Here is a 22,288-nt window from a genome sequence, read left to right on the forward strand (position 1 = left end):
ACCCTCCACGGTATGTGGTGCACCAGCTGTGCCCTGGCCGTGGAGGGCTCTCTAAAGCGGCTCGAAGGCGTGCATGAGGTTAGCGTCCACTACCCAAGTGCAGCCCTCTGCATCAGCGGTACACCCGCCGCTGTCCAGCTCCCAACGCTCGCCCCAAAGGTTAAACGTTTGGGCTATCGGCTTACGGAACTTGAGCCGGTGGCAGATGCCCATGGACGTTTAGAAGAGGAGAGCCGCTACCTGACGCTGAGGTTAATGGTCGGTTCGCTGTTCGGCATGTGGACGATGCTCGCTTCACTATTGATATATGCGGGTGCATTGCCTTCGGAGCGGATTGAACTGGTGGTGGCGTGGGTATCGGGGGCATTCTCCTTACCTGTCGTGCTGTTCGCAGGCGTGCCGTTTTACCGGGCCGGGTGGCGAACGCTGCTCGCCAAGCGCCCCGGTATGGATGTTTTGGTTAGCCTGGGTGTTATCGGCGCGGTGATGGTCTCTGTTTGGCTACTATGGCGCGGTTCTGCAGAGGTCTATTTCGACACGGCGGTGATGCTGATTGTACTTTTACTGGTTGGTCGGCTGGTAGAAACGCTGTGCCGTCACCGTGGGCTAAAAGCGCTTGATGCTCTGGCGCTTCCAAATGATGACATAACCGTTTGGCAGAACGAGCGCTGGGGATCGGTTCCTGTGGATGAAGTGATGAAGGGAACGCGCGTCGAGCTAGCGCCCGGTGAGTTGATAGCCCTTGATGGGATCCTGGAAGACTCAGGTTGGATCGATACTGCTTCGCTTACCGGCGAAAGCCTGCCGCGCCACTTTTATGCCGGACAGAAGGTCTATGCGGGCTGCCGCTACCTGGGGACAACGCCGCTGGTAATGCAGGTGAGCGCAGGCGTAGGCAAGCGACGACTGGATCAGCTTTGTGACGAAATGCGCCGCTATCAGGCTAAAAAAGGCGAATTACAGAAGCTTGCTGACCGTTTTGCTGCTTGGCTAAGCCCGCTAGCCCTAGTGCTAGCGATGTTAACGCTGCCTGTTGCGTTGCTATTTGGGCTGGGCTGGGAGGAAGCCTTTGTGCGCGCACTTTCGGTGTTAGTGGTTGCTTGCCCTTGCGCCGTGGGGCTTGCGGTGCCGCTGGCAAGTCTTGCTGGTAGCGGCCAGGCCATGCAGCAGGGTGTTGCGCTACGCGACCCGGCAGCGCTCGAAATCCTGGCACACATTCGCTCGGTAGCGCTGGATAAAACCGGTACCTTAACCACTGGTAGCCACTCGGTGCTGTACTGGCAGGCCAGGGAGGGCATTGATAAGCACACTTTGCAGCGCAAGCTCAGTGCCGCTGTTGCTGGCAGCGAACATCCCTTGGCACAAGCTTTAGCGCGCTGGTCGAACCGTCAAGACAATCATCACCCTGAGAAATGTCTGCAGGTTAACGACACCCCAGGGGAAGGCCGCCGCGTGCAACTTAACAGCGGTGAGTGGCTGATAGTCGGTAGCGCTAGTTGGCTAACCAACCAGCAGGTTGTGCTGCCAGACCAAGAGGAAGACACAACGCTGGCCTTTGCTTCTCAAGTGATGGTGTCTGATGGTACAGGCTGGTTAGCCACGCTCTACCTTGCTGATCAGCCGGTGGAAGACGCTGAAAAAAGCATGAAATACCTGCTGCATGAAGGGTGTGTGGTGGCAATGATCAGTGGCGATAGGCAGGGGGCAGTTAGTTGGTTAGGTGAGCAGATAGGGCTTGCCCGTGAAGCTTGCTATGCCCAGCGCTCGCCTGAAGCCAAAGCGCGGCTTTTGCAAGGGTTGCCATCGCCAACGCTCTATGTGGGGGATGGCTTAAACGATACCTTGAGTTTGGCTGCGGCCGATGTTGGCATCGCACCACTGAGTGCCAGCGAAGCTGCCCGGGAGGGCGCTTCCGCGCAGCTAATGACGCCGGGGATAGGTGGTGTCGTGAAACTGCTCAGTATTGCTAAACGTACGCGACGCATCATGGTTCAGAATCTGTTCTTTTCAGCGCTCTACAATACCTTGGCACTCGGGCTGGTGGTGCTGATGGCGATCCCCCCGCTAGTAGCGGTACTCGCCATGGCGGCAAGTTCGCTGACGGTTACCCTCAACGCTGCACGACTGGCCTGGGCAGAACCGGATGAAAATGACACTAACTAGCATAGCCAAGCGCCTGTTTTAGCCGCTCAGCGTGTGTGGCCACCCAACGTGGATCTATCGCCCCCCAATCACGTATCTGGTAGCGGCCGATGTTGTGACGCTCGCCCTCATCTTTCGTAAATACGCACTCGATATCCAGCTCGGCAAGAGATGCAATCGTATCCTGTGCGGTGCGCCGGGGCATACCGGTGGCCTCGATCAACGTCGGCACACTGGCGACACCTTGTTCGATCAAATGGGCGACGTATAAGCGGCGGTAAAAACTCGATTTGGTTTTGCTTAGAGCAGGCATTCGGCTTCCTTTGCAGCTGATTTATGCGCGTGCTGCTTAGCTTAAATGAATAAATCCTGCTGCGCTCGTGGTGGGCGAAAATCCCGGGTGTTCAAGCCCTGCTCGGTGCGATCCTGCATGTTCCACTGACGGCTGGCGCGGGCAAAGCGTTGTGCAATTAAATCGGCAAATACCCCTTCACCGCGAAAGCGCTTACCAAACTTGGCATCGTACGCTTTACCGCCACGGCACTGACGCATTAGGCTCATCACTTTTGCGGCGCGCTCAGGGTAGTGCGCTTCTAACCACGCTTCAAACAGCGGTGCCACTTCATAGGGTAAACGTAGCAGCATCCAGGCGGCGGTTCTCGCCCCTGCACGGCTGGCGGCTTCCAAGAGCTTTTCGATTTCATGATCGGTTAGCCCCGGAATAACCGGCGAAATGAGCGCACCAACTGGAACACCTGCGGTATTCAGTTCACGAATGGCCCGCAAGCGCGCCTGAGGTGATGCCGCCCGTGGTTCTAATGTGCGTTTCAAGTTGGCATCCAGGCTGGTCAAACTGACAAACACGCGCACCAGCCGGTGTTCGGCCATCTCCGCCAGGAGTTCCAAATCGCGCAGCACTAAGGTGCTTTTAGTCACCAGCGTTACCGGATGGCGACACTCCAGTAGCAGCTCCAGCAGGCGGCGAGTGGTTTTGTAGGTAGCTTCTAACGGTTGATAACAGTCGGTGTTGCCGGAAAGGTTGATCGGGCGACACACGTAATTAGGGTGGCACAGCTCTTCGGATAACCGCTCTACCAAGCCGCTGCGGGCAATCAGCTTGGTTTCAAAATCCAGCCCTGGGGATAAGTCCCAGTAGGCGTGAGAAGGACGGGCATAGCAGTAAACGCAGCCGTGCTCACAGCCGCGATATGGGTTCAGCGAGCGATCAAAAGGTAAATCTGGTGAGCGATTCCACGACAAAGCACTTTTGCTCACCTCCTCACGCACTTCGGTAGCGATAGTCGTAGAGGCCTCTTCCCGCCACCAGCCGTCATCTTCCTCCTCGCTGCGGGTAGGCGCAAAACGATTGTGCGGATCGTACGTTGCCCCGCGACCCTTATAGGAGCTTGGTGTTCCAAGAGATGTCATGGTTCACCTCTTTTGATATGGTTTTATATACAGTAGTTGTAAGGTGGCAAGAAATCAATAGCCAGTCAATTAATTAACTTGCAGTAGCTAAAAGGGCGCTACCCAAAGAACTATCGTGGGTTTAATGTGCAAGGTGGGTTTGTGACTAAAGAGCCAGCGAGGAAACGTTATGTCGAAAGTGGTCATCGTGACAGGGGGAAGCCGAGGTATCGGAGCGGTCACCGCAAAATTGCTAGGCGCAAAAGGCTATGCAGTGTGCGTGAACTATCTTGCTAATAGGGAGCTGGCAGATGATGTGGCTGATTGCATTATTCGAGCGGGTGGTCGAGCGTTTGCCTGTCAAGCGGATGTTAGCAGTGAAGCTGACGTTATCCGCCTGTTTGATGCAGCAGAAGAGCGCTTTGGCAAGGTGACACATTTGGTTAACAATGCAGGCATTCTGTTTACTCAATCCAAGCTGGTCGATATCGACCTTGAGCGCTTCAACCAAGTGCTTAATAGCAATGTGGTCAGCTGTTTTCTGTGCTCCAGAGAAGCCGTCAGGCGCTTCCCAGCAGGTAGTGCAATCGTCAATGTCTCATCGCTTGCCTCGCAAACAGGCTCGCCCTTTGAATATGTTGACTACGCTGCATCGAAAGGTGCCATGGATACCCTAACCAAGGGGTTGTCTCGCGAAGTTGCTGGCTCGGGGATTCGTGTTAACGCCGTTCGCCCCGGTTTTATCTACACTGATATGCATGCCGATGGTGGAGAACCAGGGCGGGTTGATCGTTTAGCTCCCCAGATTCCTATGCAGCGTGGCGGTAGCGCTGAAGAAGTGGCTAATACCATCGCTTGGTTGCTCTCGGACGAAGCCTCTTATGTAACGGGGTCATTCATTGATGTAGCAGGCGGGCGGTGATGCTGTTCTTCCCCATATTTCAAACGTTCTAAATAGATGCTGCTTTTGGGTCTTAACTCATGACACTTCAACAACACTTCGAACAGTTAGCCACTTATAACCAGTGGATGAACACTAACCTCTATGATGCCGCCGGTAAGCTGAGCGCCTCTGAACTAGCTGAAGAGCGTGGCGCGTTCTTCGGCTCGATTTTTGGCACACTGAACCACATCGCGGTAGCCGACACGATTTGGCTCAAACGGTTTGCAACACACGCCTCTTCTTCCGCAAGGACGCTTGAAGTAATGGTGGCACTACCTACGCCAGAGCGTCTTGATCAGATTCTCTTTGATGACTTGAAGGGATTGAAAGCGCATCGCCAATGGCTCGATACCGTGATTATTAACTGGGTATCGGCGCTGACAGACGACGATTTGAGTACCACGCTGAGTTATCACAACATAAAAGGAGTGGCCTCAAAACGGCGCTACTCAAGCCTGATCGTTCACTTCTTCAATCACCAAACCCACCACCGCGGGCAGGCATCTACTTTATTCTCCCAAGCCGGTGTAGATATTGGTGTCACCGATCTGCTGGCGTTGATTCCGGATGAAGTGGAAGGATGAGTATTATTTTGTCTGGTGAAAACCCAGGTAAGTTAGGTGACGTATGCTAAAGATCATTGATGTCGATTTGATTGGGCCATATAAACTAGAGCTAATTTTTAGCGATGGTTTCCAGGGGATTGCTGATTTGTCAGCATATTTTAGCAAAACTCCTCACTGACCGCGGATGGGGCTCTCAACTGGAGCGGTAATGAACTTTCTGCGAGCACCCTACGTGCAGTGACAAAAGGCGTGCAAAAAACAGCAGCTCTTAGCTTCAACGTGCAGGAAATGGAGGACGTCATTAAGCAAGCTTCTTGGGACTCTATACAGGAAGGGCGCCCCGACATTTTGCAGGCTGCCATTCGCTCTTATGTGGGGCAGTTTGGGCATAGCCAAGTCATTGCCAAAGCAGGTATCAAAAGCCGTACCAGCGCCTATCGTTCCCTAAAGCCACAAACGACACCCAATTTCGCCACCTTGGTTCAGTTAGGGCATGCGGTTATTGAGCTAGCGAAAGAAAATGCAAATGAGCGTTCTGAAGCCCCCTGTAAGGCTGTAATAATTAGATGATCAAGCTAGAAAAACTTAATGCATCGGATATCGCCATGGTGCGCAGTATCACAGTGCACGATGACCAAGTGAAGTTTGTGGGAACTGCTAAAGACTTTCTCGCTGATAAAAATGAATCTACGCATCTGCATGTGATTAAACACAATGATCAGGTGATAGGGTGCTTCAAAATCGATATAGCCTACGCTGATGACTATGATTTTTGCACGGAAGGCAGCATAGGCTTACGCGCGTTTCTCATTGATGCCAAGCAGCAGGGCAGAGGACTCGGAACATCGGCGGTAAAAGCGCTGTTTCCCTATCTAAAAGAAAACTATGCGAACTACCCCCGCATCTATCTAACCGTAAACTGTAAGAACCCAGCGGCATACACCTGTTACCAAAAGGCGGGCTTTCATGAGACAGGTGAGCACTACCTGGGAGGGGCTGCGGGGCCTCAGCATATTATGTACTGGGACATCCAATGATCAGTACGTCTACCACAAGCGGTAAAAAGTTCGTTCTGACTCTCTAGTTTATTGTAGTTATGTAGCTTGCCCTAAATATGCAAAAACAAACGCCTTGGCTCTCTAAAACCAAGGCATTGCTTTTCTATCGATTTACTAACCTACCCGTTCAACGCTTCTTCCGTGATGGCTTCTTCTCGGCACTGTCCGGTGCGTTTTCCTTTTCGCCGCTGCCGCCATTGGGGAAGTGAGCGCGAACCAGTTCCAGCAGACCTTGAGTGGAGGTGTCGAAGTCAGCTGCGTTGGTGTCGATGCGCTCGCTGATTTCACCGGCGATGCGCTTGCCAAGCTGCACGCCCCACTGGTCAAAGGAGTTGATGTTCCAGATCACCCCTTGCACAAACACCTTGTGCTCGTAGAGCGCGATTAGCGCGCCCAGGTTTTTTGGCGTTAGCTCATCCAGCAGTAGGGTGCTGGAAGGGCGGTTGCCGGGGCAACTGTAGGGGTCGTGTTGACTGAGCTCTTTGCTGTCCCCTTGGCTGCCTTCCATAAAGGCGTTGGCCTGGGCGAGCATATTGGTCAGTAGGGCGAAGTGGTGGTCTTCCACGCCGGGCTCGGGCTTGAGCGAGGCAATAAAATCAATCGGCACGTAGCGGGTGCCCTGGTGCAGTAGCTGAAAGAAGGCGTGCTGGCCGTTGGAACCGGTTTGGCCCCATACAATCGGGCCGGTTTTATAGTTCACCGGGTGGCCGAAAATATCCACCGACTTACCGTTTGACTCCATATCCAGCTGCTGCAAAAACGAAGGCAGTTGGTTCAGCGCCTGGTCGTAAGGCACGATGGCTTGGGTCTCAGCGCCAATAAAGTTGATGTACCAAATACCAATCAGCGCCATTAGCACGGGCATGTTTTGCGAGAAGGGCGCGTTGATGAAATGGTTATCCATCTCATGAGCACCTTCCAGCAGTTCGATAAAGCCTTCGAAACCGATCGACAGCGCAATCGGCAGCCCGATGGACGACCACATGGAGTAACGGCCGCCCACCCAAGCCCAGAATTCGAACACGTTCTCTTCGCGAATGCCGAACTCCATGGCCGCTTTGCGGTTGGTGGAGGCGGCAATAAAGTGCGCGCCTACGTCGGCGTCTTCGCCAGCGTTCTCCAGGAACCAGCGCCGCGCGGTTTTGGCGTTTAGCAGTGTCTCCTGGGTAGAGAAGGTCTTGGTAGAGACGATAAACAGCGTAGTCGCCGGATCAAGGCGCGAGAGCACTTTTTGAATATGGGTACCGTCCACATTGGAGACGAAGTGGAAGTGGAGCTCCGGGTGGCGGTATTTGAGCAGCGCGCGAACCGCCATATTGGGCCCAAGATCCGAGCCACCAATGCCGATATTGACCACATCTTTAATGCGTTTGCCGTTGTAGCCTTTCCATTCACCGCTGCGCACCGCTTCCGAGAACAGCTTGATCTGCTCGCGGGTGCGGGTTATCTCCGGCATAACGTCTTCGCCGTCCACATAGACCGGCTCATCGCCTAAGTGACGCAGAGCCGTATGCAGTACCGGGCGGTTTTCCGTAACGTTGATAATATCCCCGGAGAACATCTGTGCCCGGCGCTGTACCAGTGCGGAGTGGTCGGCTAGCTCAATCAGCTTGGTAAGCACTTCATCGGAGACATGGTGCTTGGAGTAGTCGAGAAACAGACCGCCCACCCGTAAACTCATTTTCTCAAAGCGCTGCGGGTCATTGGTGAAGTAGTCACGAATGCGGTCGTTTGCGGTTTTGTCGCGCAAGCGTTCAAGTGCCTGCCAGGTAACACTGCGAGTGAGCTGAAACATAGGATGATCCGTTTGTTATAGGTGAATTGGTGATCAAAAAGTAGGTTATGTAAAAATACTACATAAAAAATGACAAAGAGTAGAGGGTATAAGTGGCGTAAAGAGGTATTAAATGCGTAAAGCGACGTATTTAAAAGGGCAGGCATGTTCGCCTGCCCTCATTTTTTGGGTAACAGCGGTTAGGTGGCGAGTGCTACCTGGGCCGCATCACGTTTGATAAACGCATAGCTTAAACCCGTCACCAACGAGCCAGCCACAATAGCGCCAAGGTAGAGCAGTACCGGGGTAATGGCGTTGGGAATCAGCAGTACGAAGATACCACCGTGAGGAGCCATGAGTTGCGCGCCTACCAGCATCGAGAGTGCGCCTGTGAGTGCGCCGCCCACCATGCAAGCGGGGATAACGCGTAGGGGATCTTTCGCCGCAAAGGGAATTGCGCCTTCGCTGATAAAACAGAGACCCAGTACAAAAGAGGCTTTGCCCGCTTCCCGCTCCGGTGCCGAGAACTTGTTGCGCGCTACAAAGCTGGCAATCCCCATACCAATGGCAGGTACCATCCCAGCCGCCATAATCGCCGCCATGGGGCCGTAAGTTTCAGAGGCTAGCAGGCCTACGCCAAAGGTGTAAGCCGCTTTGTTGACCGGGCCACCCAGATCGAAACACATCATCGCGCCGAGCAGAATACCCAGCAGCACCGCATTAGTGGAGCCCATGGACTCCAGGAAACTGGTCAGAGCATTAAGCAGCGCCGCGACCGGTTCGCCAATCACATAGATCATGGTCAGGCCGGTGACCAAACTGGCGACTAGCGGAATGATCAGAATTGGCTTCAGGGATTCAACGCTAGAGGGCAGTTTGACGTAGCGAGTAACCGCCAGCGCCACGTAGCCCGCCAGGAAACCCGCCAAAATACCGCCGATAAAGCCGGAGCCGATATTGGCCGCCAGCATGCCACCAATCATACCCGGTGCGATGCCGGGGCGGTCGGCGATGGAGTAGGCAATATAACCTGCCAGCACTGGAATCATCAGTGCAAAGGCGGTGCCGCCACCGATCTGCATCAGCGCGGCGGCCAGGGTGCCTTCCTGCTCAAAGGCCTCAATACCGAACACAAAGGAGAGCGCAATTAGCAGGCCGCCCGCTACGACCATCGGCAACATAAAGGAAACGCCGGTGAGCAGGTGCTTATAAACGCCTTTCTCTTTGACGCTCTTATTTGCTGTGCCCGCATTGCTGCTGCCGTTCTCTATGGCGGCCTCGCTGAGCGCAGCTTCAAGGGTGGGGCGTGGTTTTTTTAGCGCGTTGCCAGTAGAAGTGCGGTAGATGCGCTTACCAGCGAACCGCGACGGATCAACGTCGATATCGCAGGCCAATACGACTATGTCGGCGTCGGCGATCTCTTCTTCGGTCAATTTATCTTGTGCGCCCACCGAGCCTTGGGTTTCCACGCGAATGGCGTGGCCCATGGCTTTGCCCGCCTCTGCGAGTGCTTCGGCGGCCATAAAGGTATGCGCCACGCCGGTGGGGCAGGCAGTGACAGCAACGATTTTCTTGCCACCCGCGCTGTTTGCAGCGGTAGATGTGCTAGTAGTAGAGGCGGCAGGTGCGCTATAAATCGGCGCTTCACGCTTAGCCTGGGCTAGAAAAGCGCTGGGGTCGGGGAGTGCGCTGGCAATCGGCGCTTGGAATAGCCGCTTGCCTTCAAAGCGCTCTGGGGCAGGCACGTGATCGGCGGCGACCACGATCAAATCGGCATTGGCGATCTGCTCGGCAGTAGCGGCCTGGAGCGGCGCGACTTCGCCGTGCATTTCCACATGCGCCGACCAGCCTTGGCGCTGGGCGGCTTGTTCCAGGCGCTTAGCCGCGAGGAAGGTGGTCGCCATGCCGCTGGGGCAGGCGGTAATCAGAATAATATTCATAGCGTGGCTCCCTCGGTGATGGTGTCGTCAAGACGCCGTATCCGGGTGTGTTGTTGGAGTGAATCGAAATCGGCAGCGTGGGGGTTGCCCACGCCAACGTGGCGCACGGCCTCGGCCGAGAGCGCGGTGGCAAAGCGCAGCGTCTGTTCAGCGTCTTGCTGGCCGTTCTGATGAGTCAGCAGGCCGTGGAGCATGCCCGCGACGAAGGTATCGCCGGCGCAAACGGTATTCGTCGCGGTGACCTTAGGGGGTGTAGCGTGCCAGGCACCTTGAGCGTTAACCCACAGCACCCCTTCGGCACCCGCTGAAATCAGTGCATGAGCGATGCCGCTTTTATGCAGCCGTTTAGCCGCATTCAAGCGAGCATCAGAAGAGGTCATATCTTCGCTCGCCCACTCTGCCAGTTCGTTTTCATTAGGCTTAACACCGGCGGGGTGAGTCGCTATGGCCGCATTGAGTGCCGGGCCACTGGTATCTACCCAGAGCGGTACGCCGCTGGCGTTTAAGTGGTTTAACAGCGCGCTGAAATCGACCAGTGACAGCCCGGGGGGCAGGCTGCCCGCCACGACGACCGCCTGGGGGGGCGTCGCGCTGGAAAGCTCGGTATTTAGCGTGTCGATCAGCGCCTGCAAATGCGTGGCGTCAATGGGCATGCCGGGGCCATTAATATCGGTAACGCGGCCGCTTTGTTCCGCAATTTTGGCATTAATACGGGTTTCTCCCGGCACGCGCACAAAGGCGTCGGTCAGGGAGTACTGGGTAAATGCCAATTGAAAGGGAGCGTCGTTATCGGCACCTAAAAAGCCGCTGACGGTGACGTCGTGGCCAAGGCCTGCCAATACGCGGGCAACGTTAACGCCTTTGCCTGCCGCTTCTAACTGCGCGCTGGTGGGACGGTTGACGCTGCCTAGCACCAAGGCGTCAAGAGTAAACGCCAAATCCAGTGCCGGGTTCAGGGTAATGCATAGCACGCGGGCCATTAGCGCGCCTCCAGTGCATCGCGCACTTCATCGCTAGTCGCCTGATTCAGCGCTAACTGAGCGCTGGCTTGGGCATCAGCGAAGTCAAACTCGCGCAGGCGGGCTTTGACCAGCGGGATCTGCCGCGCGCTGACGGAGAGCTCGTCCACGCCAAGGCCTACCAGTACCGGAATGGCCACGGCGTCTGAAGCCAATTCGCCGCACACACCGACCCATTTGCCTTGGGTATGGGCAGCCGCCACGGTCATCTGAATCAAACGCAGCACAGCAGGGTGTAAGCCATCGGCTTGAGCAGAGAGCTCTGGGTGGCCGCGGTCGATAGCCAGGGTGTACTGGGTTAAGTCATTAGTGCCTACTGAGAAAAAATCCACCTCGGCGGCGAGGCTGGGTGCCAGCAGCGCGCTAGAGGGTATTTCAATCATCACCCCCAACTGCACATCGGTGGCGCGCTGGGAAGTAGGGACCTCTTTGAGTAGGCGATCGTAGATGGCTTTTACAGCGCGGAACTCAGCGATATCTTTGACCATCGGCAGCATAATCCGCAGGGGACTATCCTTACCTGCCATCAATAACGCACGCAATTGGGTCTCGAGCACTTCGGGTTGTGTCAGCGCTAAGCGAATACCGCGTAGGCCCAGGAAGGGGTTGTCTTCTTGGGGTACCGGCCAGTAGGGGAGTGGCTTGTCGCCGCCGACATCTAATGTGCGCGCTACCAGCGGGCGGCCATCCAGGGCGTCAATTGCCTGACGGTACTCGCTAATCTGAGTGGCTAAGTCTGGTGCGCTGGCGTGGGCCATGAACAGGAATTCAGTACGCAGCAGGCCAACGGCCTCAGCGCCACGCTCTACTGCATCAGCGGCGTGGGCAGTGTTGCCCAGGTTGGCGGCAACTTCGACACGGTGCCCATCGTGAGTTTGGGCGACCTCGAAGCGGCTTTCCCAGGCATCGGCTTCGCGCTGCTGGAGGTCTAGTAACTGCTGCTCGGCACGCTGTAGGCGCTCCTCGGAAGGTTGCGACGTCACTCGGCCACGCTCGCCATCCAGAATCATCATGCTGGCGTTGTTGAGTGCCATCACCGCTTGACCGGCGCCCACCACGGCGGGAATACCCAGTGCACGGGCCAGAATAGCGCTGTGTGCCGTGGCGCCACCGCGCACGGTAAGCAGGCCGCGGACACGGGAAGTATCCAGCCGGGCCACATCGGAAGGGCCGATATCGTCCATCACCAGAATATAAGGGTGATCCGGCGGTTCGGGGAGCGTCACATCGCAGAGTACGCCCAACACCCGGCGACCTACGTCGCGCAGGTCGGCAGCGCGTTCGGCCAGCAGGCGGTCAGCGAGCATCTCCTGGGCGTGGGCCGCGGTTTCAATCGCTTCCCACCAGCCCGCTTCCGCCGAGCGCCCTTCACGAATGGCATCCGTCGCCGCGTGATGGAGCTCCGGGTCGTCGAGCATCTCTTCGTGCATTGAAAGAATATCGGCGACTTCGCCACCGGGGGCGTTATGCACCAATGTCTGCAGCTGGGCGGCGCCCTCTTTCAGCGCGCTATTTAAACGGCTGATTTCGTGTTCAGCGTCGCTTGCGTGCTCGGCGTACTCGAACTGCATCGGGCGAATGACAAATACTGGTGCAATGGCCAAGCCCGGCGAGGCGGCCACGCCGGTGTGGGGCGTATCGGCAGCGAGGGGCTCAACGGCCGGTGTAGCGGTGCTCGTTTCCTGCGTGCTATCAAAGCCGCCGTCAAAGGGCGTTACTTTTTCTCCCAGGCCCGATTCAACAGCCTCGGCGACGGCCTCTAGCGCCGCGCTTGCCTGCTCACCCTCGGCTGACAGCACCAGCCACTGGCCGCGGCGTGCGCCCAGGCCAATCACTTTGGTTAGACTGGCGGCGGAAACCGGGGTGGCGCTGCCTTCTTCCAAACGTGCCTGAATCGGCATGGCCTGGGCGCGCGCTATCTGTACCAACTGTTTGGCGGGGCGAGCGTGCAACCCATGGGGGTTGAGCACCCGTACCCGACGGGTTTGGGTATTTGCGGTTTCGCCCGCCAGGGTGGCTAACAGCTGATCGCTGGTTTTGCCCACCAGGCTTTGGCTTTCGCTGTTTTCCAACACCGCCATCAGTTGCTCTAGCAGGGGGCGGTGGGCATCGCCATGGGCGGCCAGGCAGAACAACGCATGCACCGGATGACCAGCACTTTCCAGGGTTTGTTCAGCAGGTGTGGCCACCCCAAGCGCGGGCTGATTAACGCCCTGGGCGCTGCTAGCCAGCCACAGTCCTTTACCTAACCAGGTCGGCTGTGCCGCGGCGACGGCGGAAATAAAGCTGTTATCGACACAGCCGCTTTGGCGTAAGCGGGCGGCTGCAGCCAGAGCGAGTTCTTGTGGGTCGCGTGCCGGAAAGTTGACGCATAGGGTGTCGGCATCCAGGCGCGGTTCTAATGCTGGTTTCGAAAGCAGCCGCGCTACATCTGCCGCGGAGGTGGCGTTTGCCAGTTGCTCGGAAACGCCTTCGCGATCCAGCACATGGGTGAGCTGGCGCAGAATATCCAGATGCTCATCATTCTGGGCAGCAATCGTTACCAGTACGTGCACTTGCTGGCCGTCGTGCCACTCGATCCCTTGTGGGAACTGCAACACGCGTACACCCGTCTGCTTCACATACTGACGGCTTTCCGGTGTACCGTGGGGTATTGCGATGGCGTTGCCTAGAAACGTTGATGATTGTGCCTCGCGGGCGTGTAGGCCGTCGCGGTACTCGGCCTCAACCAATCCGGCCTCAACCAGCGCCTCAGCGGCACTGTCCAGCGCGGTTTGCCAGCTGTCGGCGTGGCGGCCTAGCAAGATGTCATCGGGGCCGAGTGTCAACATAGTATTCTCCTGTAAACGCGCACTGTCGGCATTTTAATGGGGCAGCGTCGACGCAGCGTCGTGTACATAAAGTGATCGTCGTTAAATGATCATGGTAATGGCGTTGATGCCAATGAGATGAACCGTGCCGTTTCAGTCGGTTTATCCTTGCCATTAAATCTGGGTATGGTGCTATTAAATCTGCACATAGTGCTATGCTGAATCGATTCACTGAATGACACAAGGTTTGAGCTTTTAGACTTTGGTCTGGTAGGCGCTAACTTGCTGATAAACTGCCCGGTCACACCAGGGGGAAACCGCATGACACTTGCCGATATTGCCCGGCTAGCCGGCGTCTCGCGCACCACTGCTAGCTACGTCATTAATGGTCAGGCCGAGCAGCGCCGCATTAGCGCAGCGACAATTGAAAAAGTGATGGCGGTGGTGCGGCAACACCGCTATCACATTGACCCTCAGGCGGCTGCGCTGCGCCGGGGTGCAAGCCGCTTGCTGGGGCTTATCGTGCCGGATTTGGAGAACATTAGTTATGCTCGCCTAGCCAAACGCCTGGAGCGGGGTGCACGGGAGCAGGGTTATCAGCTGTTGATCGTAAGCTCAGATGACTGTGCAGAGAGTGAACGGACACTCGCGTTGGCGCTGCGTGCGCAACGCTGTGAGGTGTTGATAACCGCCAGTTGCTTGCCTAGCGACGATACTTTTTATGCCGACCTGGTAGACGAGGGATGGTGCGTGGTGGGGATGGACCGTGGCCTCAACCCGACGCGCTTTGCCAGTGTCGTGAGTAACGATCAGGAGGCGGCTAAGACGTTGACCCGTTCGGTGATCGGCGCGGCGACCAAGCGTATTGCCTGGTTGGAAGCGATGCCGGAGCTGTCGGTTAGCTGTGAGCGGCGGGTGGGTTTTCAGGCGGCCCTTGAAGGCAGCATGATTGAACCGCTTTATCTTACCGGATCGCACTATGAGCGTAGCGAAGGGGTGCGTTTAGCGATTCAACTGCTGGATGAACAGGGCGGTGCCGACGCACTGGTGACGGCGTCCTATACACTGATGGAAGGGGTGTTTGATGTGTTCTTGGAGCGCGGCGGTCTGCCGGAGAATATGCGCCTGGCGACCTTTGGTGATCACCGGCTGCTGGATTTCCTTCCTCAGCCAGTGAACTCGGCGCTACAGGATTATGACCGTATTGCCGAGTTAACATTGCGCTGTGCCCTAGCCGCCATGAACGGCCACTATGAGAGCGGGCTGCAGGTGGTGGCGCGTCATCTGCACCGGCGTTAAACCGTGCGCGCCTGGGCCCAAGCTGCTGCATCTGGTATCGACATATCGTAACTCTCGCTCAAGTAGGGCGAGGAGAGCACGAAGTCGGCGCTCGCCGCATTGCAGGCAACGGGTACATTCCACAGCGCCGCTAAACGCAGCAACGCTTTGACATCCGGGTCGTGGGGCTGGGGTGAGAAGGGATCCCAAAAGAAGATCAGTACATCCAGCCGCTGCTCCGCAATCCGTGCGCCAATCTGCTGGTCACCGCCCAGAGGGCCGCTCATTAGACCCTCGACTTCTAACCCTAACGCGGTTTTAAGCCGCTTAGACGTTGTTCCCGTGCCAATCAATTCGTGCTGGCTCAGCGTATCCTTCCAGCGAGTTGCCCACTCAAGCATTTCGCTCTTCTTGCCATCGTGGGCAATTAGCGCAATACGCTTGCGCGCTTGCAGCGTACGGATGGCTTGGCGGGGCGGTTGCGCGTCACTCATTTCGTCACTTCCCTCATGGTTCTATTGCCTTTCGGTCTTATGGCCGAATGGTTTTTCTTTTTAAAGGTCGTAAAAGCTAAAAGCTCGCTACAAAGGTTAGACCGTTACTCGCTATCAAAGGCAAGGATTTTCATCGTATTGGTGCCCCCATGGGCATTCATATGGTCGCCGCGAGTGAGAATGACATGCTCGCCAGGGTGGATAAATCCCTGTGCCTGCAAGCATTTCAATGCTTCTTGGTTAAGGTTGGCCGGATCCATATCGGTGGTGTTGAAAGGAATGGAAACCACGCCACGATAGAGCGCCATACGCCGCTGGGCGATAGGGCTGTGAGCCAACCCTACGATAGGCAGGCCGGAACGAATGCGCGATGCAATCAGCGGTGTATAACCGGTGGAGGTCATGCAAGCGATGGCGCTGACGCCGGATAAGTGATTCGCTGCATACATCGCCGATAGCGCGATGGTTTCATCGATGCGCTCAAAGCCCTCATGAATACGGTGGCCTGACTCCTGAGCGAGACGCTCACGCTCGGCACCCAGACACACACGGTTCATCGCTTCGATGGTTTCCACCGGGTAGTCACCTGCGGCGGTTTCCGCAGAGAGCATCACTGCATCGGTGGCGTCGAGCACCGCATTGGCCACGTCGAAGACCTCGGCGCGGGTGGGTAGCGGCGACTCGATCATCGATTCCATCATTTGGGTGGCGGTAATGACGGCACGGTTGAGTGTGCGTGCGTGCTTGATAATTCGCTTCTGAGTACCGATCAGCGCGGCGTCGCCAATCTCAACGCCCAGGTCGCCCCTGGCCACCATGACCGCCTCAGAGGCTTCAATGATGCCATCCAGCGTAGCATCGTCGGCAACCGCTTCGGCGCGTTCAAGCTTAGCCACCAGGCCGATCTCTTTCCCGGCTTCGCCAAGCAGCTCGCGGGCTTCTTGCATATCTGCGGCGCTGCGCGGGAAGGAGACGGCTAAGTAGTCAACGCCAATCTCAATAGCGGTTTTTAGATCGGCCTTATCTTTCTCAGTAAGGGCGGGCGCTGAGAGTCCTCCTCCCTGCTTGTTAATGCCCTTATTGTTGGAGAGCTTGCCACCTACGTGAACGCGGGTATGCACTTCTTGTCCAATTACACGGGTGACATCGAGTACCAAACGGCCATCGTCGAGCAGTAGGCGGTCGCCCTCAACGACATCATCGGCCAGTGTTTGATAGTCGCAGCCGACGCGTTCTGCAGTGCCGCTATTGGCGTCCAGCGCCATGTCCAAGACAAATGCCTGGCCGACATTGAGGTTGACGGCGCCTTCGACAAAACGCGCAATACGAATTTTCGGCCCTTGCAGGTCGCCCAGCGCAGCAACGCTGCGGCCAAGGCGTTCGGCGATCTCGCGGACTTCGCTTAAGCGACGGCGGTGATCATCCGCCGAGCCGTGGGAGAAGTTAAGCCGCACCACATCCACACCGGCTTTTAGCATCGCTTCCAGCACGCCGGGGCGATCACTGGCGGGGCCGAGTGTGGCAACAATTTTGGTGCGCCTTAAAGGCGTATGGGAATGAGGGTTGGTAGACGCCGGTGCTGCTGTATTCGAGGTTGCATTCGTCATGGGCGCTCTCCTTGAGTAAGGGGATTGTGGGCAATTTAGTATTGGACTACGATAGCGTTTATATAGTAATTTTACTACATATTGGATATTTACTAGCCTTTTGGGGCGGTTGAAACGCTGTTTATCGGCCTCATGACGCTTAAATACGTATTTTTAGTAATTTTTTTACTAAAGGTGCAGATTGTTACTATTGGTCAATTGAGGAGCTATCATGACAATAAGAGTTGCGATTAACGGATTTGGCCGTATTGGCCGCAATGTACTGCGCGCCCTTTACGAAAACAGCTACCGTGACCGCGTACAGGTCGTCGCCATTAACGATCTCGGCGACCCCTCGCTAAATTCCCACCTGCTGCGTCACGATACCGTGCATGGCCACTTCCCCTTTAAGGTAGAACACGACGCCGAGAGCATCACGGTGGATGGTGATCGTATCGCCATCTCCTCAGAGCGCGATCCAGCGGAGTTGCCGTGGGCATCGATGAATATCGATCTGGTGATGGAGTGCACCGGGTTGTTTACCAAGCGCGAGGCGGCGGCCAAGCATATCGAAGCGGGTGCCAAGCGCGTGCTGATTTCCGCACCCAGCCCCGACGCTGATGCGACGATTGTGTATGGCGTTAATGACCAAGTGTTGACCGCTGAGCACACGGTTGTCTCTAATGCTTCCTGCACCACCAACTGCCTAGCGCCGGTCGCGAAAGCGTTGAACGACGCAGTCGGTATCGAAAACGGTTTGATGACCACGGTGCACGCTTACACCAATGATCAGAACCTCTCGGATGTTTACCACTCTGACCCCTACCGGGCGCGCAGTGCAACGCACTCCATGATCCCGACCAAAACCGGTGCTGCCGCAGCGGTGGGCTTGGTGCTACCAGAGCTGGCGGGTAAATTTGATGGCCTAGCCGTTCGCGTACCGGTGATCAACGTCTCGCTGGTGGATCTGACCTTTACTGCCAGTCGCGATACCACTAAAGAAGAGATTAATGCCATCGTTGAGAAGGCCGCGGCTAACTCTCCGGTATTGGCTGTTAACGCTGAACCGCTGGTCTCTATTGATTTCAATCATGATGCCAACTCATCGACCTTCGATGCTAATCACACCCGCGTGAATGGCCGTCTGGTTAAAATCATGGCGTGGTACGACAACGAGTGGGGCTTCTCCAACCGTATGCTGGATACTGCGCTTGCCATGCAGGCGACTGCTAAGTAATACCCTCCTAAGGGCTAAGGGCAGGTGTCGCCCAGCAGCAGCTCAGTTTGCAGCAACTGCTGGGCGAGGGGGATGCGGCCAAGAATCATCTGCGCTGCGACTCGCCCTTTGCCCACGCTATCCTGGCGCACCGTGGTTAAACGCGGTGCGCGGTACTGTCCTTCAGCAATGCCATCGAACCCGGTAATGCGTAACTCTTCCGGCACCCGTATACCGCGCTGCTCGGCCAGCGTTAGCGCCGTGAGTGCAATACGGTCAGACATGCACAGCAGCAGGTCTGGCCGTTGTTCTAGTGGCTGGTCGAGAATCTCGGCAATCACCGGCGAGCACACCTCAAAGGTATTCTCCTCGATATTCCAGAGCGGCACTTGCGCCACATCCACACCTTGCTCACTCAGCGCGTTATGAAAGCCCTCAAGGCGGGCACGGCTAATGGTGCTGGTGTTGGGCAGCAGCGTGTGCTCGGCCGTCACGCGGCCGTTGCAGACCTCTTTGGTTAAGCGCAGGTTGATAATCGCCGGGCGTTTGGGCAACTGGTTAAGCGCATGCTGGGCGATTTTATAGCTAGCAGCTGTATCATCGATATGCACCGTCGGGCAGCCTTCAATATCAAAATCGACGGCCACCAGGGTGCGTTGGGCGGGCAGTTCATCGAGCAGCTTATTGTTGGGCATTAATCCATAAACGATAAAGCCATCGGCGATATTGGCGGAGCCCGGCGGCTGTGAGGCATGGCCGCGACCCGGCAATAACAGCAGCGTGTGGCCGTGGGCATCAAGAACTTCGGCAACCCCTGATAAAAACTCGCTGGCCACGGCATCGTTCAAACTGTAGGTCAGGCTTTCCGCAAGAATCACCGCAATAATCCGCGAGCGGCCGGTGCGCAGGCTGCGCGCTTTGGCGTCAGGGCCGCTGTACCCCAGCCTTTTCGCCTCTTTGAGTATGCGTTCGCGCAGGGCTGGAGAAAGCTGATCCGGCCGGTTAAAGGCATTGGAAATCGTGGCAGTGGAGACGTTGAGTTCCTGCGCAAGATCCTTGAGTGTCATACGGCGCTGATCAGTCACGGTACTTCCTTATACAGGCTTTTTTAATAATTGAAGATTAGCTATTCAAAGGATGTGCATAATAAAATCGACCCGCTGTGTGCTGCCACTCCCCATGATAAGCGAAGGGAAGGTTAGGCACACACAGAGGGTCGTTAAAGCGGGTATCTTGGTTGACTCTTGTGCTTAAGCCGCTGCTTGTTGAGTGGATAACATCAGTGCTGCACCGCTCTCATCAAACAGGTGTACTTTTTCCCAGTCCGCTGCCAGTGATACCTGCTGACCCTCCTGCCACTGACTGGGTGCTTCGCTGCGATGGATCAACAGCGTGTCGCCCTGTTTGGGCTCAAGGTAGACGTAAACTTCGTTACCTAAATACTCGACATTGACGATATCGAAGCAGTTGTTATCAGTGGGTGCCGCTAAGCATAGGTGCTCTGGGCGAATGCCGAGGGTCAATGCTTCGCCGCTTTGCCGCTGCTGGGCATTCTGGGGCAGGGCGAGCTCGCCAACTCCTACGGCTCGCACACGACAGCCGTTGGCGTCACCAGCGAGTAACTCTGCGGGCATGAAGTTCATGGTGGGCGAGCCGATAAACCCGGCAACGAATTTCGTCGCCGGGCGCTGGTACAACTCGTGGGGGCTGCCTACCTGCTCAACGTGTCCGCCATTGAGCACCACAATTTTGTCGGCCAGGGTCATGGCCTCCACCTGGTCGTGGGTCACGTAAATCATGGTGGAACCAAGGCGGTTATGCAGCCGTGCGATCTCGTTACGCATTTGTACCCGCAGCGAGGCATCCAGGTTGGAGAGTGGCTCGTCAAACAGCAGAATACGCGGTTCACGCGCCATGGCACGGCCCATAGCCACCCGCTGGCGTTGGCCCCCGGAAAGGGCTTTTGGCTTACGGTGCAGCAGCTCTTCAAGCTGCAAAATCTTTGCCGTGCTCATGACCCGCTCGTGCACGGTCTCTTTGGCGGTCTTGGCCAGTTTCAGGCCAAACGCCATATTGTCGTAAACGGTCATATGCGGGTAGAGCGCATAGGATTGAAACACCATGCCCACACCGCGTTCCCGCGGTGGCAAGTCATTGACCACGGTGTCATCCATGCTCAGGTCGCCATCGCTAATCGATTCCAAACCGGCGATCAGGCGCAAAAGGGTCGACTTGCCGCAGCCGGAGGGGCCAACGAAAACCACAAATTCGCCGTCGCCAATATGTAGGTCCACATCGTTAATAATGTGATCGCTGCCAAACACTTTGTTGATCTTGCTAAGCGTAACACTTGCCATAGGTAACTCCTTGCCGACCTCAATGCTTATGTCTTCTGGGTCGGCCTGTTGTTGTTTAGAGCTTATGAGACGACGCGCATAAAGGCCGCTTGATACCCCGGTAGCGTCAGGCTGTCACCATCGCGCTGGGTGATAAAGCCGTGGCCCTGCAAATCGCTGTCTATCGCTAGCGGCAGGTTAACCGTCTGCTTCTCAGCGGTGAGGTTGAAAACGCACAACAGCTTCTCATCCGCTTTTTGGCGGGTAAAACCGAGCAGTGTTTCACCCACATCGACCAGCGTTAAGTCTCCATCGAACAGCGCCGGGTGCTGGCGACGGAAAGCCAGCATGTTGCGCAGCGCGTTCAAGGTGGAGTTGGCATCATCCTGTTGGCGGCTTACCGCTAGATCGCGATGATGGGTCTCTATGGGGAGCCAGGGTTCAACGCTGGAAAAACCGCCATGTTCGCTACCGTTCCAGGGCATTGGCGTGCGGCAACCGTCGCGACCTTTGAATTCCGGCCAGAGCACTTTGCCGTAGGGGTCTTGGATGCGCTCAAAGGGCACGTCGGCTTCCGGCAGGCCGAGCTCTTCGCCTTGGTACAGGCAGACGCTACCGCGCAGCGAGCAGAGCATGGCCAGCGCCACTTTAGGGTAGGCTATGGGGTCTTCGCCAGCACCCCAGCGGGTGGCACTGCGTACGACGTCATGATTGGAGGTTGCCCAGCAGGGCCAGGCGTCGCCCGCTAGGCGCTGAAAGCGCTCCAGCACTTCATGAATATAGCGCGCAGAGTGGGGCGTGTTGAGCAAGTCGAAGGTGTAGGCCATATGCAGCTTGTCGCCACCGGCGGTGTACTCGGCCATGCGCTCCAGCGGGTTATCGTCGCCAATTTCGCCCACGGTCGTGGTGCCGGGGTATTCGTTCATCAGCGCCCGCAGATCTTTCAAGAATTCGAGGTTTTCGGGGCGGCTCAGGTCGTAGACGTGGCGCTGCCAAGTGTAGGGATTGCTATCCGGTGCGCCCAGGGTTTTAGCTTCGCCTTTGGGAACCGGCGGATTGTCGCGCAGCTCGGCGTCGTGGAAGTAGAAATTGACGGTATCCAAGCGGAAACCGTCTACGCCCAGATCCAGCCAGAAACGCATATTGTCCAACTGCGCCTGACGTGCTTCCGGGTTATGGAAGTTAACGTCCGGCTGGCTGGTCAGGAAGTTATGCATATAGTACTGCTGGCGGCGGGAATCAAACGTCCACGCCGGGCCGCCGAAAATCGATAGCCAGTTGTTGGGTGGCGTGCCGTCCGGTTTGGGGTCGGCCCATACAAACCAGTCGGCTTTAGGATTGTTGCGGTTTTGGCGACTCTCCTGAAACCAGGCGTGTTGATCCGAGGTGTGGCTAATCACCTGGTCGATCATCACCTTCAGGCCCAGCGAGTGGGCTTTTGCCAGCAGCGCTTTAAAGTCTTCCAGGGTGCCGAACATGGGGTCGACGTCGCAATAATCGCTAATATCGTAGCCAAAATCGAGCATCGGCGAGGTGAAAAATGGCGATAACCAAATGCCGTCCACATTGAGGGAGGCAACGTAATCGAGTTTTTCGGTAATACCGTTAAGATCGCCAATACCGTCACCGCGGCTATCCATAAAGCTGCGCGGGTAGATCTGGTAGATAACCCCGCCGCGCCACCAGAGTGTGTTGTCTTGCATCGTAGAGTCCAACGTT

General features: G+C 56.5%; 18 protein-coding genes. 7 read left to right on the top strand and 11 right to left on the bottom strand.

Annotated elements, in window-relative coordinates; genetic code table 11:
• Window positions 1–12: 12 nt before the first annotated feature.
• A complete protein-coding gene (locus tag HZS52_RS14435; protein WP_190374922.1) occupies window positions 13–2,163 on the top strand; it encodes a heavy metal translocating P-type ATPase in 2,151 nt (716 codons plus the stop codon).
• On the opposite strand, the gene HZS52_RS14440 is transcribed toward HZS52_RS14435, so the two are convergent.
• The gene (locus tag HZS52_RS14440) at window positions 2,156–2,455 is read right to left on the bottom strand and encodes a winged helix-turn-helix domain-containing protein (RefSeq protein WP_159176967.1); all 300 of its coding nucleotides are present in this window, start codon (window positions 2,453–2,455) and stop codon (window positions 2,156–2,158) included. The two genes, HZS52_RS14435 and HZS52_RS14440, sit on opposite strands and share 8 nt — an antisense overlap.
• Before the next feature lie 41 nt (window positions 2,456–2,496).
• Entirely contained in the window at window positions 2,497–3,570 is a 1,074-nt protein-coding gene (locus HZS52_RS14445; RefSeq protein WP_009287094.1) for a PA0069 family radical SAM protein, read from the bottom strand.
• Between the two features lie 169 nt (window positions 3,571–3,739).
• Here HZS52_RS14445 and HZS52_RS14450 point away from each other — a divergent pair, with 169 nt between their 5' ends.
• The 4 genes from HZS52_RS14450 to HZS52_RS14465 all read left to right on the top strand — a co-directional run bounded on the left by HZS52_RS14450 (window position 3,740) and on the right by HZS52_RS14465 (window position 6,095).
• Window positions 3,740–4,471, top strand: coding sequence for an SDR family oxidoreductase (locus HZS52_RS14450; protein WP_190373023.1), 732 nt, complete (start codon window positions 3,740–3,742; stop codon window positions 4,469–4,471).
• 59 nt (window positions 4,472–4,530) lie between these two features.
• A complete protein-coding gene (locus HZS52_RS14455; protein ID WP_190373024.1) occupies window positions 4,531–5,076 on the top strand; it encodes a DinB family protein in 546 nt (181 codons plus the stop codon).
• A gap of 219 nt (window positions 5,077–5,295) precedes the next feature.
• The gene (locus tag HZS52_RS14460; protein WP_223827932.1) at window positions 5,296–5,628 is read left to right on the top strand and encodes a helix-turn-helix domain-containing transcriptional regulator; all 333 of its coding nucleotides are present in this window, start codon (window positions 5,296–5,298) and stop codon (window positions 5,626–5,628) included.
• The gene (locus HZS52_RS14465; protein ID WP_027958686.1) at window positions 5,625–6,095 is read left to right on the top strand and encodes a GNAT family N-acetyltransferase; all 471 of its coding nucleotides are present in this window, start codon (window positions 5,625–5,627) and stop codon (window positions 6,093–6,095) included. Before HZS52_RS14460 ends, HZS52_RS14465 begins: the two co-directional genes overlap by 4 nt.
• A gap of 148 nt (window positions 6,096–6,243) precedes the next feature.
• Here the strand turns inward: HZS52_RS14465 and pgi are convergent, their stop codons facing one another.
• The 4 genes from pgi to ptsP all read right to left on the bottom strand — a co-directional run bounded on the left by pgi (window position 6,244) and on the right by ptsP (window position 13,680).
• Window positions 6,244–7,911, bottom strand: a complete 1,668-nt coding sequence (gene pgi, locus HZS52_RS14470) for a glucose-6-phosphate isomerase (protein WP_027958687.1) — start codon at window positions 7,909–7,911, stop codon at window positions 6,244–6,246.
• Between the two features lie 179 nt (window positions 7,912–8,090).
• On the bottom strand, window positions 8,091–9,830 hold the full coding sequence (locus tag HZS52_RS14475; protein WP_022523008.1) for a PTS fructose-like transporter subunit IIB: 1,740 nt from the start codon (window positions 9,828–9,830) through the stop codon (window positions 8,091–8,093).
• Entirely contained in the window at window positions 9,827–10,810 is a 984-nt protein-coding gene (gene pfkB, locus HZS52_RS14480; RefSeq protein ID WP_041158635.1) for a 1-phosphofructokinase, read from the bottom strand. Before pfkB ends, HZS52_RS14475 begins: the two co-directional genes overlap by 4 nt.
• Complete coding sequence (gene ptsP, locus HZS52_RS14485) at window positions 10,810–13,680, bottom strand: phosphoenolpyruvate--protein phosphotransferase (protein WP_190373025.1); 2,871 nt, start codon at window positions 13,678–13,680, stop codon at window positions 10,810–10,812. The genes pfkB and ptsP overlap by 1 nt, the downstream gene beginning before the upstream one ends.
• A gap of 300 nt (window positions 13,681–13,980) precedes the next feature.
• On the opposite strand from ptsP, the gene cra reads away from it, so the two are divergent.
• The gene (gene cra / locus HZS52_RS14490) at window positions 13,981–14,958 is read left to right on the top strand and encodes a catabolite repressor/activator (RefSeq protein WP_190373026.1); all 978 of its coding nucleotides are present in this window, start codon (window positions 13,981–13,983) and stop codon (window positions 14,956–14,958) included.
• Here the strand turns inward: cra and HZS52_RS14495 are convergent.
• Together HZS52_RS14495 and pyk are read right to left on the bottom strand one after the other, a co-directional pair.
• Window positions 14,955–15,431 (bottom strand): methylglyoxal synthase, encoded by a 477-nt coding sequence (locus HZS52_RS14495; protein WP_022523012.1) that lies wholly within the window; start codon window positions 15,429–15,431, stop codon window positions 14,955–14,957. The genes cra and HZS52_RS14495 overlap by 4 nt on opposite strands.
• A 104-nt stretch (window positions 15,432–15,535) precedes the next feature.
• Entirely contained in the window at window positions 15,536–17,038 is a 1,503-nt protein-coding gene (pyk, locus tag HZS52_RS14500; protein ID WP_009287090.1) for a pyruvate kinase, read from the bottom strand.
• Between the two features lie 211 nt (window positions 17,039–17,249).
• On the opposite strand from pyk, the gene gap reads away from it, so the two are divergent.
• The gene (gene gap / locus HZS52_RS14505) at window positions 17,250–18,254 is read left to right on the top strand and encodes a type I glyceraldehyde-3-phosphate dehydrogenase (protein WP_009287089.1); all 1,005 of its coding nucleotides are present in this window, start codon (window positions 17,250–17,252) and stop codon (window positions 18,252–18,254) included.
• A 14-nt stretch (window positions 18,255–18,268) separates the two neighbouring features.
• Here gap and HZS52_RS14510 read toward each other — a convergent pair whose 3' ends face one another.
• From HZS52_RS14510 to HZS52_RS14520, 3 genes are all read right to left on the bottom strand, one after another.
• Entirely contained in the window at window positions 18,269–19,318 is a 1,050-nt protein-coding gene (locus HZS52_RS14510; RefSeq protein ID WP_009287088.1) for a LacI family DNA-binding transcriptional regulator, read from the bottom strand.
• Window positions 19,319–19,483: 165 nt separating this feature from the next.
• Window positions 19,484–20,590: an ABC transporter ATP-binding protein gene (locus HZS52_RS14515; protein ID WP_027958692.1), complete on the bottom strand. Its 1,107-nt coding sequence runs from the start codon at window positions 20,588–20,590 to the stop codon at window positions 19,484–19,486.
• A gap of 62 nt (window positions 20,591–20,652) precedes the next feature.
• The gene (locus HZS52_RS14520) at window positions 20,653–22,272 is read right to left on the bottom strand and encodes an alpha-glucosidase family protein (RefSeq protein WP_190374923.1); all 1,620 of its coding nucleotides are present in this window, start codon (window positions 22,270–22,272) and stop codon (window positions 20,653–20,655) included.
• Between the last annotated feature and the right edge of the window lie 16 nt (window positions 22,273–22,288).

The organism is Vreelandella titanicae (genome assembly GCF_014697095.1).
GTDB lineage: Bacteria > Pseudomonadota > Gammaproteobacteria > Pseudomonadales > Halomonadaceae > Vreelandella > Vreelandella titanicae.

Excerpts from the sequence above, each read along its gene's own strand:
- HZS52_RS14440 (WP_159176967.1), bottom strand. The coding sequence starts at position 2,455 with ATGCCTGCTCTAAGCAAAACCAAATCGAGTTTTTACCGCCGCTTATAC.
- HZS52_RS14450 (WP_190373023.1), top strand. The coding sequence starts at position 3,740 with ATGTCGAAAGTGGTCATCGTGACAGGGGGAAGCCGAGGTATCGGAGCG.
- HZS52_RS14435 (WP_190374922.1), top strand. The coding sequence starts at position 13 with ATGTGGTGCACCAGCTGTGCCCTGGCCGTGGAGGGCTCTCTAAAGCGG.
- pyk (WP_009287090.1), bottom strand. The coding sequence starts at position 17,038 with ATGACGAATGCAACCTCGAATACAGCAGCACCGGCGTCTACCAACCCT.
- HZS52_RS14520 (WP_190374923.1), bottom strand. The coding sequence starts at position 22,272 with ATGCAAGACAACACACTCTGGTGGCGCGGCGGGGTTATCTACCAGATC.
- HZS52_RS14445 (WP_009287094.1), bottom strand. The coding sequence starts at position 3,570 with ATGACATCTCTTGGAACACCAAGCTCCTATAAGGGTCGCGGGGCAACG.
- HZS52_RS14515 (WP_027958692.1), bottom strand. The coding sequence starts at position 20,590 with ATGGCAAGTGTTACGCTTAGCAAGATCAACAAAGTGTTTGGCAGCGAT.
- pfkB (WP_041158635.1), bottom strand. The coding sequence starts at position 10,810 with ATGGCCCGCGTGCTATGCATTACCCTGAACCCGGCACTGGATTTGGCG.
- HZS52_RS14455 (WP_190373024.1), top strand. The coding sequence starts at position 4,531 with ATGACACTTCAACAACACTTCGAACAGTTAGCCACTTATAACCAGTGG.
- ptsP (WP_190373025.1), bottom strand. The coding sequence starts at position 13,680 with ATGTTGACACTCGGCCCCGATGACATCTTGCTAGGCCGCCACGCCGAC.
- gap (WP_009287089.1), top strand. The coding sequence starts at position 17,250 with ATGACAATAAGAGTTGCGATTAACGGATTTGGCCGTATTGGCCGCAAT.
- cra (WP_190373026.1), top strand. The coding sequence starts at position 13,981 with ATGACACTTGCCGATATTGCCCGGCTAGCCGGCGTCTCGCGCACCACT.
- HZS52_RS14495 (WP_022523012.1), bottom strand. The coding sequence starts at position 15,431 with ATGAGTGACGCGCAACCGCCCCGCCAAGCCATCCGTACGCTGCAAGCG.
- HZS52_RS14475 (WP_022523008.1), bottom strand. The coding sequence starts at position 9,830 with ATGAATATTATTCTGATTACCGCCTGCCCCAGCGGCATGGCGACCACC.
- pgi (WP_027958687.1), bottom strand. The coding sequence starts at position 7,911 with ATGTTTCAGCTCACTCGCAGTGTTACCTGGCAGGCACTTGAACGCTTG.
- HZS52_RS14465 (WP_027958686.1), top strand. The coding sequence starts at position 5,625 with ATGATCAAGCTAGAAAAACTTAATGCATCGGATATCGCCATGGTGCGC.